This is a genomic window from Arthrobacter sp. GmRoot5-12 (genome assembly GCF_059739365.1).
The window spans coordinates 4,138,592-4,150,653 of the sequence record NZ_AP046056.1; the positions used below are offsets into that span (position 1 = coordinate 4,138,592).

The 12,062-nt window shown below is 64.3% G+C and carries 12 protein-coding genes; 6 read left to right on the top strand and 6 right to left on the bottom strand.

What is annotated here, in order from left to right:
- Nucleotides 1–477, top strand: coding sequence for a YbaK/EbsC family protein (locus AC6JAM_RS19230; RefSeq protein ID WP_018771169.1), 477 nt, complete (start codon nt 1–3; stop codon nt 475–477).
- Here AC6JAM_RS19230 and AC6JAM_RS19235 read toward each other — a convergent pair.
- Nucleotides 474–2,072, bottom strand: coding sequence for an ABC-F family ATP-binding cassette domain-containing protein (locus tag AC6JAM_RS19235; RefSeq protein ID WP_056390270.1), 1,599 nt, complete (start codon nt 2,070–2,072; stop codon nt 474–476). The genes AC6JAM_RS19230 and AC6JAM_RS19235 overlap by 4 nt on opposite strands.
- Before the next feature lie 212 nt (nt 2,073–2,284).
- Here AC6JAM_RS19235 and AC6JAM_RS19240 point away from each other — a divergent pair, with 212 nt between their 5' ends.
- Entirely contained in the window at nt 2,285–3,349 is a 1,065-nt protein-coding gene (locus AC6JAM_RS19240) for a spore photoproduct lyase family protein (protein WP_018771171.1), read from the top strand.
- A 28-nt stretch (nt 3,350–3,377) separates the two neighbouring features.
- On the opposite strand, the gene AC6JAM_RS19245 is transcribed toward AC6JAM_RS19240, so the two are convergent.
- The 3 genes from AC6JAM_RS19245 to AC6JAM_RS19255 form a co-directional block, all read right to left on the bottom strand.
- Complete coding sequence (locus AC6JAM_RS19245; RefSeq protein ID WP_134164755.1) at nt 3,378–4,391, bottom strand: DUF808 domain-containing protein; 1,014 nt, start codon at nt 4,389–4,391, stop codon at nt 3,378–3,380.
- A gap of 90 nt (nt 4,392–4,481) precedes the next feature.
- Nucleotides 4,482–4,919 carry a VOC family protein gene (locus AC6JAM_RS19250; RefSeq protein WP_134164756.1) on the bottom strand — a complete coding sequence of 146 codons (438 nt, stop codon included), beginning with the start codon at nt 4,917–4,919 and terminating at the stop codon, nt 4,482–4,484.
- A 65-nt stretch (nt 4,920–4,984) separates the two neighbouring features.
- Nucleotides 4,985–7,213, bottom strand: a complete 2,229-nt coding sequence (locus AC6JAM_RS19255; RefSeq protein ID WP_497935572.1) for an Ig-like domain-containing protein — start codon at nt 7,211–7,213, stop codon at nt 4,985–4,987.
- 495 nt (nt 7,214–7,708) lie between these two features.
- Here AC6JAM_RS19255 and AC6JAM_RS19260 point away from each other — a divergent pair, with 495 nt between their 5' ends.
- Nucleotides 7,709–8,272, top strand: coding sequence for a dihydrofolate reductase family protein (locus tag AC6JAM_RS19260; protein WP_134164758.1), 564 nt, complete (start codon nt 7,709–7,711; stop codon nt 8,270–8,272).
- Nucleotides 8,273–8,545: 273 nt separating this feature from the next.
- Here AC6JAM_RS19260 and AC6JAM_RS19265 read toward each other — a convergent pair whose 3' ends face one another.
- Nucleotides 8,546–8,836: an antibiotic biosynthesis monooxygenase family protein gene (locus AC6JAM_RS19265; RefSeq protein ID WP_134164759.1), complete on the bottom strand. Its 291-nt coding sequence runs from the start codon at nt 8,834–8,836 to the stop codon at nt 8,546–8,548.
- A gap of 37 nt (nt 8,837–8,873) precedes the next feature.
- On the bottom strand, nt 8,874–9,353 hold the full coding sequence (locus AC6JAM_RS19270; protein WP_018771177.1) for a GNAT family N-acetyltransferase: 480 nt from the start codon (nt 9,351–9,353) through the stop codon (nt 8,874–8,876).
- A 700-nt stretch (nt 9,354–10,053) separates the two neighbouring features.
- Here AC6JAM_RS19270 and AC6JAM_RS19275 point away from each other — a divergent pair.
- Genes AC6JAM_RS19275 through AC6JAM_RS19285 form a run of 3 tightly spaced genes read left to right on the top strand, consistent with a single transcriptional unit; the run spans nt 10,054 to nt 12,061 of the window.
- Nucleotides 10,054–10,698, top strand: coding sequence for a biotin transporter BioY (locus AC6JAM_RS19275; RefSeq protein WP_018772102.1), 645 nt, complete (start codon nt 10,054–10,056; stop codon nt 10,696–10,698).
- An 11-nt stretch (nt 10,699–10,709) separates the two neighbouring features.
- A complete protein-coding gene (locus AC6JAM_RS19280; protein WP_134165350.1) occupies nt 10,710–11,441 on the top strand; it encodes an energy-coupling factor ABC transporter ATP-binding protein in 732 nt (243 codons plus the stop codon).
- Nucleotides 11,438–12,061 carry an energy-coupling factor transporter transmembrane component T family protein gene (locus AC6JAM_RS19285; protein ID WP_056390257.1) on the top strand — a complete coding sequence of 208 codons (624 nt, stop codon included), beginning with the start codon at nt 11,438–11,440 and terminating at the stop codon, nt 12,059–12,061. The genes AC6JAM_RS19280 and AC6JAM_RS19285 overlap by 4 nt, the downstream gene beginning before the upstream one ends.
- Nucleotide 12,062 lies beyond the last annotated feature (1 nt).

Genomic DNA, 12,062 nt, shown 5'->3' on the forward strand with positions numbered 1-12,062 from the left:
ATGACCACGGACGACGGCGGCCCTGTCGCCTTGGTGCGGGCGGCCTTGGTGGGTGCCGGAGTCGGCGACACGGTGCGGACCTTTGAAGCCGGGGTGCCGACGGCGGCGGCGGCTGCAAAAGCTCTGGAGTGCGATCTGGCGGCCATCACCAACAGCCTGGTCTTCGACCTCAACGGTGAGCCGCTGCTGATCCTCGCAAGCGGTGCCGCGCGCGTCGATACAAAGCTCGTGGCCGGGCAGTTGGCCCAGGGCCGGATCCGGCGCGCCTCCCCTGCCTTCGTCCTGGAACATACCGGCCAGGAAGTAGGCGGGGTAGCCCCGGTCGGCCATCCACGGCGAATCAGGACCCTGCTGGACTTGAGCCTCCAGGAGCACGAAACCCTCTGGGCCGGAGCAGGGGACCACAAGTCAATGTTCAGCATCACCTACGCCCAGCTCCGGAGGATCACCGGCGCCCTGGAGCTGAAGGTGCGCTAGGCCAGGGTGATCAGGTCCAGGTAGTCCTCGTTCCAGAGGTCTTCGACGCCATCGGGAAGCATGACCACGCGTTCGGGGTTCAGGGCTTCAACAGCGCCTTCGTCGTGGCTGACCAGGACGACGGCGCCGGTGTAGTTGCGCAGGGCGCCCAGGATTTCGGCGCGGCTGGCGGGGTCCAGGTTGTTGGTGGGTTCGTCGAGGAGGAGGACGTTGGCGCTGGAGGCCACGATGGTGGCCAGGGCCAGGCGCGTCTTCTCGCCGCCGGAGAGCACGCCTGCCGGCTTGTCGACGTCGTCGCCGGAGAAGAGGAAGGAACCGAGGATGCCGCGCACCTCGGCGTCCTTCATGTCCGGCGCAGCGGAACGCATGTTCTCAAGCACCGTGCGGTCGTGGTCCAGGGTTTCGTGTTCCTGCGCGTAGTAGCCCACCTTCAGCCCGTGGCCCGGGATGACTTCGCCGGTATCAGGGGTGTCCACCCCCGCGAGCATGCGCAGCAGCGTGGTCTTGCCGGCGCCGTTGAGGCCCAGGATGACCACCTTGGAACCTCGGTCGATGGCCAGGTCCACGTCGGTGAAGATCTCCAGCGAGCCGTAGGACTTGCTGAGACCGTCGGCGGTAAGCGGGGTCTTGCCGCAGGGTGACGGGTCCGGGAACCGGAGGGCTGCCACGCGGTCCTGCTCGCGGACGGCTTCCAGTCCGCTGAGCAGCCGTTCGGCGCGCTTGGCCATGTTCTGTGCGGCCACGGCCTTGGTGGCCTTCGCACGCATCTTGTTGGCCTGGTCCATGAGGACCTGTGCCTTCTTCTCTGCGTTGGCCCGTTCACGCTTCCGGGCACGCTCGTCCGTCTCCCGCTGCAGCAGGTACCGCTTCCAGTCCATGTTGTAGAAATCGATCTGGGCACGGTTGGCGTCCAGCAGGAACACTTTGTTGACGGTTGCTTCCAGCAGGTCGGTGTCGTGGCTGATGACGATCAGGCCGCCCTGGTGGTTTTTCAGGAAGTCACGCAGCCAGGCGATGGAATCGGCGTCCAGGTGGTTCGTGGGTTCGTCAAGGAGCATGGTTTCGGCATCGGAATAGAGGATGCGTGCGAGCTCCACGCGGCGCCGCTGGCCACCGGAAAGTGTTTTGAGCGGCTGGTTCAGCAGGCGGTCAGGGAGTGCCAGGTTGGAACAGATGGAGGCAGCTTCGGCCTCGGCGGCATAACCGCCGGCCGCGAGGAATTCGGACTCCAGCCGGTCGTACCGGTTCATGGCCTTGCGCTGGACGTCGGCGTCGTCGCTTGCCATTTCGTCATGCGCCTTGCGGAGTTTCCCAACCACGATGTCCAGGCCGCGGGCGGAGAGGATCCGGTCCCGTGCCAGCTGCTCCATGTCAGGGGTGCGCGGGTCCTGGGGCAGGTAGCCAATTTCACCGCTGCGGGTCACCTTGCCGGCCGCGGGAAGGCCTTCGCCCGCAAGGACACGCGTCAGCGTGGTCTTGCCGGCACCGTTCCGGCCCACCAGGCCGATCTTGTCCCCTTTATCGATGCGGAAGCTCACCTGGTCCATCAGGAGCCGGGCACCGGCACGCAGTTCAAGATCCTGGACAGTAATCACAGCAGGTAAGGCCTTTCACAACAGGGAACGCCCTGGTCCGCGCACGTAATACGTAAGGGACGCTGGGGCAGAGTGGCCGGAGAACGGCACAGTCCAGTCTACCGTCCGCCGGAGCAGTGCACTTTCCGCGGGAACCTGCTGCGGGCAATTGCTGCTGATGCCGTGGGCGTAACCGCGTCCTGCGGCCCCGGAGTGTCGGAGAGAATGAGGTCATGGAATTCGATCGGCTGCTCCAGATCCGGCGCATCTACGCCCAGCCTGCCGCGTTGGAGCTGCCCCGGGGACAGGAGATCGTGGCACGCTGGCCGGATGCCGACGTCGTACTGGTCGAAAACCATTGGAACATTCCGGACGTGCATGGTGACGAAACCAACGTCCCGCGCTGGTCCCGGATCAAGACAGAAGCGCTGGTCCTTGGCGTCAAGAAGTCGCTGGCCGTCAAGCCCAATGGGCGGTCAGCAGACTTCATCGCACCCTCCACAGCCAACGGCTGCGCCATGGCCTGCGCCTACTGCTACGTGCCGCGCCACAAGGGCTACAGCAATCCGGTCACGGTCTTCGCCAACATTGGCCAGATCGCCGGAGCCATTGAGCGGCACGCCGTCCGCCAGGGGATCAAGCTGGAGCCCAACCAGTGCGACCCGGAACTCTGGGTCTACGACATCGGCGAAAACAGTGACTGCTCGGTCGATGCACTGATCAGCGACAACGTGGAGGAGCTTGTCACGCTTTTCCGCGAACTGCCCAATGCGAAGCTGTCCTTTGCCACCAAGTTCGTCAACCCGGCAATGCTGGACTGGGAGCACGGCGGGCACACCCGGATCCGCTTTTCGCTGATGCCCGCGGACCTGGCGAAGTCCATTGACGTCCGGACGTCGCCGGTGGCGGAGCGGATGGCCGCCATCAACGACTTTGTTGAGGCCGGCTACCAGGTGCATGTGAACTTCTCCCCCGTCATCATCACCGACACCTGGCTCTCGGACTGGGAGCAGCTGCTGCGCCAACTCGATTCGACCCTGACGCCGGCGGCCAAGGAGCAGCTGGCTGCGGAAGTCATTTTCCTGACGCACAATGACCAGCTGCACCAGGTCAACCTGGGCTGGCATCCGCAGGCTGAAGACGTCCTGTGGCGTCCCGACCTCCAGGAAGCCAAGGTCTCGTCGAACGGTTTCAGCAACGTCCGGTACCGGGCGCGGGCGAAGGCGGGGTACGTCCGGCAGCTCACCACACTGATGGGGAAGTTAACTCCCTACTGCCGCATCCGCTACGCGTTCTAGGGTTCGCTCCCGAGGTACGCGCTGTCCGTCAGGCGTCATGCTTCTCCGGGCCAGGGGCCTCGGCCCGGATCGTTTCCGCGTGCTCGTCGTGGCCGCCCTTGGCCTTGCCGAACGGCAATACTTTCAGCAGCGGTCCTACGACTGCCAGGATTACCAGGCCCCAGGCGAGACCGATAACTGCCGAGCACAGGGTGTCGACCAGCCAAGCCAGGAAGCCGCCCACAACCGCAACCCCGGCCACCGGGTGCTCGAGTGCATGGATCAGGTCATAGGGTGCATGCCAGCCGAGGTCGTGTGCCCCCTGCACCATGATGTGCCCGCCCACCCACAGCATCGCGATTGTTCCCACCAAGGTAATGGTGGTCAGCACGGCGGGCATGCCCCTCACCAGCAGATGCCCAAGGCGCTTGGCGCGGGGAGAGTCCTTGGCAGCCAGATGGACCCCGATGTCGTCCATCTTGACGATGAGTGCCACCGCGCCATAGACAAGCACCGTGATAGCGAACGCGACCATGACCAGGATGAACGCGCGGACCCAGATGGACTCGGCGGCAACCTCGTTCATGGAGATGACCATGATTTCGCAGGACAGGATGAAGTCCGTGGTGATGGCGCCCTTGACCACCTTGGCCTCTGCATCGTGCCCGCGGTCCACCGCCGGGGTACCCCCGTCCTCTTCGTGGCCGCCGCGGAGTTTGTGCCAGACCTTTTCTGCGCCCTCGTAGCAGAGGTAGGTGCCGCCCAGCATGAGGATGAACGGGATGATTCCCGGGACGAACGCGCTGATGAGCAGCAGGGCCGGGAGGATGATCAGGAGCTTGTTCCGGATGGAGCCCCAAAAGATCTTCTTGATCATCGGCAGTTCACGGGACGGGTCCGAGCCCGACACATACTGCGGGGTGACGGCGGCGTCGTCGATCACGACGCCCGCGGCCTTGGCCCCAGCCTTGGCGGCGCCGGCCGCGACGTCGTCCACCGAGGCGGCCGCAATCCGGGCCAGGGCCGCAACGTCATCGAGCAGGGCAACCAGGCCGCCGCTCACAGCTGGCCTCCGCGCAGCACGGTAACGGACCGATGGGTATTGAGGGCTGGGTGCGAGAAGGGCATGTTGGGAGTATATTGCAGCGGGCGCTCAGCCCTTCTTCAGTTCCTCGGCGAGCATTACGATGATGCCGCTGGGCCCCCGGACGTAGGTCAGCTTGTAGACGTCTTCGTAGGTGGCCACACCGCGCAGGGGGTGGCAGCCGTGCTTCGCCGCGATTTCAAGTGCTGCGTCGATGTCCTCCACTGAGAATGCGACGCGGTGCATGCCGATCTCGTTGGGCAACGTGGGTGGAGTCTCGATCGCCGCGGGGTGGATGTACTCGAAGAGCTCAAGGCGGCCGTGGCCGTCCGGGGTTTGGAGCATGGCGATTTTGGCGTGGTTCCCGTCAAGGCCCACGGCGGTGTCCGCCCACTCTCCACTGACCGTCTGCCGACCCAGAACGGTGAGTCCGAGATCGGTAAAGAACGCGATGGCCGCGTCAAGGTCGCGGACGGCTATGCCGACGTTTTCCAGCTTGATGGGCATGGCCAGACATTACCAAGTCGCAGGGGGTTTCAGGACAACAACCGGACAATGTACCGGTCCAGTCGCTAGAACCATGAGATGTAGGACCGGGTCGGGCTCCAGTGAATAACGCCGCCCTGGTAGTTCTGGGCCACGCTTCCGTCATTGCCCGTCGCGTATTCGTTACTGGTGGGGTATCCGAGGCGGCCTGATTCAAACCCTGTGGAGGCCCAGATTGAACGGATGCCGCCAACGGAGATGTGGGCCCCTGTTGCCGGCGACCAGATGATGGCGCCGCCCTGGTAGTTCTGGTACACCCCGCCGTCCCTGAGCCCGCCCACTTCGTCGGTGACCGGGTATCCCAGCCCGCCGTTTTCAAACCCCGTGGCCGCCCAAAGACTGCGGATCGCCCCCACCGAGATGTGGGCCCCTGTTGCCGGCGACCAGATGATGGCGCCGCCCTGGTAGTTCTGGTACACCCCGCCGTCCCTGAGCCCGCCCACTTCGTCGGTGACCGGGTATCCCAGCCCGCCGTTTTCAAACCCCGTGGCCGCCCAAAGACTGCGGATCGCCCCCACCGAGATGTGGGCCCCTGTTGCCGGCGAGTAGAGGATGCATCCGCGTTCAAAACACTGGTATCCGCCGTTGTCCTTCAGGCCGTAGATCTCCGGGGTGGTGGCTGCTCCCAGCCCACCGTTGAGTGACGCCGCCTTCACCGCAATGGGAGTCTGCGCGGGTGCGGGCGCAGCCGTGGTGAAGGTCCACGTCCTGTCCGAGGCCAGGGGATTGCCTGCTGCATCCTTTACCCCGGCCACGCCGCCCGTGATGGTTGCTGTGTACGTCGAACCGGCCGCCAGGTCGGCACTGGGGTTCAATGTGGCCACTTTGTCTGTGCTGTTGTACGACACGGCGGCCGGCACCGTCGTCGTCCCCGTCTTCAAGGTGAACGTGTTCGCTGTAATCGTCGAGGCAGTCATGGCCTCCGAGAACGTCCCGGTCACGTTCGCCGCCACCGCCACACCGGTGGCACCGGCAGTGGGAGACGTCGCCGTCACGGTGGGGGCTGCCGTATCAGTGCTGCCGCCGCCGGTCGGATCGTAGTAGTGCCAGTACCGGCTGGTCGCATTCGCATCCGCAAGCACCAGCAGGCCGCTGTTCGCCGTGCCACGGTCGGCACTGTTGAGGTTTTGTTTGGTCGAGGTCACGTTGTGCACATATTGGTCGGCGTCCACGATGCGGGCTGTCTTGGTGGTGGTGAAGCTGATCTTGTCCAGCGGCGTGGACTTCTCGTAGATCGCGCCTCCCGTACTGGTGCAGACACCGGCATCCGTCGTGCCGCTAGGTTTCGGATAGGTGGCGAAGGTACGCAGCCGCTGGGTGCTCTCGTCAATCATCACGATCACGCGGTTGGGACACTCCGCCACGGTTGCGATCGTGTGCGCCGACCACGTGGTTCCACTGAGTGCCAGGAGCTGTATCAGGGGCTGGGATGCTGACGTGTAGGACGTCTTGATAGCGGCGAAAACCCTGCCACCCGAGGAGTCCAGCCACTTCAGATTCATATGGTCATCGCTGCTGCTCTGGCCCGAAACTGCCGCAACGGGGGTGCTCCAGGACGTGGTCGAGGCGCCGTCGACGTGGTAGCTCCAGTACATGCCATCGGTGGAGTCGCCGACCTGCCGGCTCCACATGACGCCCATGTTCCCGTCGAACGCGATGACGGCCGACGTGTCATCCACGGAGACGTTGCTCATCGATGCCGGATGCTGGAAGGGGGTTCCCCACGTTTTGCCGTCCGTGGCGGTCACGTTGAGGTAGATCCTGTTTCCCTGCTGCCACGTGGCCCAGACCCTGCCAGTGGTGTCCTTATCGATGGTCAGGACCTCAACTTTGGAGTTGTTGATCTGGGTGGAACTCAGCAGGCTGTACTTTTTGGTGCTCGAGTCATAGCTGTAGCGGCGCAATGTTGTGGGGTAGTTGGGCTCAGCCGGCAGCTCGTCGTTAACGAACCGGTAGCTGGCCACATACAGCGTCTTCCCGTCCCACAACACGTCGTGGTGGGTGCTTGGGCGGGGATCAGTTGCCACACCCGTATCCACCCAGGAACCCGTCGCGGCATTGAACCTGAAGATGTGGAAATCCGACGTGGCCGAACTCCACAGGTTGCCCCACCAGGAGCCGTCGGTGAACCACAGCGAACTGGTGGCCCGCTTGGTGCCCGTGGGACTGTCCGTTCCTGTATGCGATGGACCTTCAACGCCAACATCACCGGTGGCAGCCGACGCCGGGACCGGCACTGCCAGAGCAGCCAGCACAACCAACATCGCTGTCAGGAGGCCGCAAGCCAAGCGATCAAGTCCTAGCAATTGGAAAAGCGCGGCCCTCCTTGAACTACTGCCACGCTCGCCCCTGTGGAAAAACGGACTATAAATCAATTTAGCTCCCCGGAGTCCAATGCCACCGCCAATTATCAGTTCGTTCAGTGTCATTGCTGGGGGCATCCGAAACAATCCCGGGCTCCCCCTAATCCCTGCCCCTACACGGCAAAAGGAACGTATTCTTCGGGTTTCCACAGCAGTTCCACATTGTTATTGCATAGACTTCGATTTTGTGGAGGCCTGCTAAAAAGCATTTTCAGCACGAAGCCATTTACGTCTGAATTGACAGTTCTGCTGGATGTTTGCAGCGGTGTATGGACTACCGCTGGTGATCCGTTCCGGCACTTCCTATCGCCTGCGGAGCGCACACGGGTCCACCTCCGTCAACCGCCGGTCTGTACAGCGAATACCGAACGACGGGAGACTATCGCCATGCGCAACCTCACCTTCGCCATGAACATGAGCGTGGATGGCTACATTGCCGCGCCCGGGGACAACCTCGGCTGGGGCGTACCGAGCGACGAGCTGTTCCAATGGTGGTCGGACCGGGTTGCGGTGACCGGGCTGGCGCTGTACGGGCGCAAACTGTGGGAGACCATGAGCTCCCACTGGCCGACTGCCGACCAGCAGCCTGGCGCCACACCGGCGCAGATCGAGTTCGCCCACCGCTGGCGGGAGATGCCGAAGGCAGTGTTCTCCTCGACTATCAGCACGGTCGGCTGGAACACCCGCCTGGTCACCGGCGACGCGGTCACCGAAATCACCCGGCTCAAGGCCGGCGACGGCGGCGCCATGGACATCAGCGGTGCCACACTCGCCGGGGCGGCCATGCGGGCCGGGCTGATCGACGACTACGTGCTCGTCACCCATCCGGTCCTGGTGGGCGGCGGCACGCCGTTCTTCACCGCCCTGGACAACTGGGTAAACCTGAGCCTGGTGGAGACCCGGCCGTTTCCCGACGGCGTGCTGCTGGCCAGGTACGAGACCAGGCGCTGAATATTCGACGTCGGGTCAGCATGGCCCCGGGCCAACCAAGGATCTCGCTGCACTCTGTTATGAGGCGATGGACGTTCGTGCAGGATCGTGTTCTTCACCAAAGGCGACCGTCCGGGTATGGATCCGACTGAGGGGCAGCGGCCCATTCAATCGGGCCCATTCGGTGCTTCGAAGGCCTCTGCACCTCGAAACATCGGGACTCTTACTTACCCGAGTCATGAGACAGATCCAGACGGACCAGGAGACGAGTTTGGCTGTCCGCAAGGGGATCGGCTACCGCATCGTTGTGAAGTGCTCAACGACCGGGAACGGGTCGTAGAAATGGTGCAGCAGGCCCTTCCATTGCTCGTAGTCGGCGGACCCACGGAAGCCGTCGGTGTGAGCTTCCATCGAATCCCACTCAACGAGGAGAAGGTACAGGTTTGGGGACTCGATCGACCGCGAAATCGAAAGACTGCGGAACCCCGGCTGCCTGCTGATCAGAGGTCGCGCCACCCGGAATGCCTCTTCGAAATCCGACTCGCTGCCGGTACGGACGGGGAGGATCGCGTGCTCCAGAATCATTCGCTCAGCTTCTCACAGCCGTCCGGTTGACGACCCCTTACGGGGACAGGATGTAGCGGCGTTCCGGCCGGCCCGGCGAGTTGCGAACCTTAACGTCGGACGTTGGAATCCAGCCGGCACTTTCGTAGGAGGCGATGGCTCTCGTGTTGTCAGCGATAACCCAAAGCTCCATAGAAATCTGCACGTCCAGCGAGTGGCGTCGGACATGATCAAGGAGTTGGCGCGCAAGACCGTTGCCCCAGGCTTCCGGGTCAACTGCTAGATAGAGCACTTCCAAAACATCCAGTCGAGGAACGACGATCGAGAACGCCATCGCGCGATCACCAGTACGGGCCATTAGTAGCAGCGCCCCGTCAAGGGCAAGCGCTGATTCAATACCCGGCAGTTTGTCGTCGACCGCTGGAATTACGGGGAGTTGATCCCGCAGAGCGGTAGCGCGAGCCCAGATTCCGGCCGCGTCCCGTGCGGACGCGCTTCCCTGCTCCGCACGAACGTCTGGAAGTGGTGTTAGGTTCATCCGTCGATCCTGTCACGACGACGAGCAGGGATATCTCAGTGCGCATTGGCTCAGCCTGGGGAAGTGACGATGTACCGCCCGTAAGCCGGTGGCCGAGCGCGCGGCCAGGCAAGATTCTTCCCTCGGCACCGTTGCTGGCCTCCCTATGCACGTTTACCCCGCACGATGATTGCACGGTGAAGGTGCCCTAACCGCTACACATCAAATCGTCTCAAATCGTCTCAAAACCGGTGGTTTCTGGACGGAGGGTTTCGAGACATCGGAGCAGATGGGGGCATGAGGACCAAGGTACGCCGGCATGGCAGTGGGATACGCGCCGGCCAGATGCGCCTGCGGCGCCTACACGATTCGACGTGAGGCCGGTAGGACGGGGGCCACGCCCTGGCGCCGCCGGTGTCGTCACCTGGTCCTGGGTTTCTCCCCAAAGACCCAGAGGACGGGAGACTCCCGCAACAAAGTCTGACAACCGTTCGGTGGAAGAGGTGCAGCCACCGGTGGATAGGAGCCTCGTCGGTACGATCAACAGTGGGGGCCTCACACGCCGGAAGAAACGACAAGACCCGTGACCGAGGGCTCTTTGTGCCCAGCCCGAGGCAGGCGCGGCCCGGTTTAGTAGATCCCCTACAAAATGGGCGGTGTTCCACCCCGGTAGCGTCGGCTGTACATTAGATTCCGCTTGTACAACCCCGACAGGACCACCATGAGCAATACCGAGACCACCCCCAAGAACAGCCCGCGGACGGAGCGCCGCCGCTGGAACGGCACTGACCTTGGGCTGATCGCCGTTTTTGCCGCCCTCGTGGCCGGCGCAGCCCTGGTGCCCGGACTGGCCCTGAACGGCTTCGGCGTCCCCATCACCTTCCAGACCCTGGCCGTCATGCTCACCGGACTGGTGCTGGGCCCGGCCCGCGGGTTCGCCGCGGTCGGGCTTTACACGCTCCTTGGCCTGGCCGGCCTGCCCATCTTCAGCCAGGGCCGCAGCGGCCTGGGCATCCTCGCCGGACCCTCGGCCGGCTACATCATCGCCTTCCCCATCGCCGCAGGCGTCGTGGGATGGCTGGCCACCGTGGTGATCAAACGCACCACCAAGGCCCGCGCCCTCTGGTTCTTCGTGGCTGCCACGGCCACGAGCATCGTGGTTGTGCACTCGCTGGGCATCCTGGGCATCGCGCTGAACTCCAAGGCCACCCTGGAGCAGGCCTTCCTGGGCGACCTGGTCTTCTACCCGGGCGACATCATCAAGAATGTCCTCGCCGCCGCGATCGCCGTCGCCCTTCACCGCGCCTTCCCCGACGTCCTGGTCCGCCGCGTGCGCCGGCGTACCGCCGCGTCCGAAAGCGCCTAGGACCTCCCGCCATGCCCGCAGTGACCTTTGACCAGGCGTCCGTCGCCGTCGAAACGGAGAACTCCGCACAGCCCAAAGTCCTCCTTGACGCGGTAACCCTCCGGCTGGAGGAGGCACGCGTGGGCGTCATCGGCGCCAACGGCTCGGGCAAGTCCACGCTGCTGCGCCTGGTCAACGGGCTCATCCAGCCCACCACCGGCACGGTGACGGTCGACGGCGACGATACAGTGCGTGCCGTGCGGAAAGTCAGGCGGAACGTCGGCTTCGTCTTCACCGATCCCCTCTCCCAGCTGGTGATGCCCACCGGCAGGGAGGATGTGGAGCTGTCCCTGCGCCGTTCCGTGAAAAACGGCCCCGAGCGGCGCCGCCAGGCCAGCCAGGCGCTCGAACGGCTGGGGCTCCTGCACCTGGCCGACCAGAGCATCTACGAGCTGTCCGGCGGTGAGCGCCAGCTCATGGCGCTCGCCGCCGTGCTCGCAGTGAACCCTGCGGTCCTGGTCCTGGATGAACCCTCCACCCTCCTTGACCTGCGCAACCGTGAGCTGCTCCGCCGGACGCTGGCCAACCTGGACCAGCAGATCATCATGTCCACCCATGACCTGGACCTGGCACTGGAAATGGACCGCGTCCTGGTCATCGAAGCAGGCCGCGTGGCATTTGACGGCGCCCCTGGCGAAGCCGTGGCAGCCTACCGTTCGTGGTGCCTGCAGGGGCTGAATCCGGCAGGCAGGGACGCTCCGTGAGGGGCCACGGATTCCTCCTGGCCAATTACGTGCCAGGCAACTCCCTTCTTCACCGCGCACCGCTGGCGCTGAAGTTCGGGCTTGTGTTTGCCTGCGGCCTGGCGTCCTTCGTCATCGTGGATTGGCGCATCTCCGCTGCTGTGCTGGCCATGCTCACCGGACTGTTCCTGTTGGCAGGCGCCGGCGCGAGACGGATCTGGGGAGCCGTCCGGCCGCTGGCTCCAGTGCTGTTGGCCATCGGGTTCTTCCAGTGGTGGCAGCTCGGCGGCCCCACTGCGGCGCGGATCGTCCTGAACATCCTGGTCTGCGTGGTGGCGGCGTCCCTGCTCACCGCCACCACACCCATTCAACAGCTCCTGGATGGCGTTGTCCGGCTGGCGCGTCCGTTCAGGAGGCTCGGCGCTGATCCTGAACGCTTCGCCCTGACTATTGGCATCATGCTCCGCAGCATCCCGTTCATTGCCGGCACGTTCGCCGACGTCCGCGATTCCGCCCGGGCACGGGGCCTGGAGCGCAACCCGCGCGCATTGATCCTGCCCGTGTTCATCACCTCCGTGGCCTACGCCCGCCAAACCGGCGAAGCGCTCGCCGCCCGCGGCCTCGGCGAGGCCGAGGACTGAC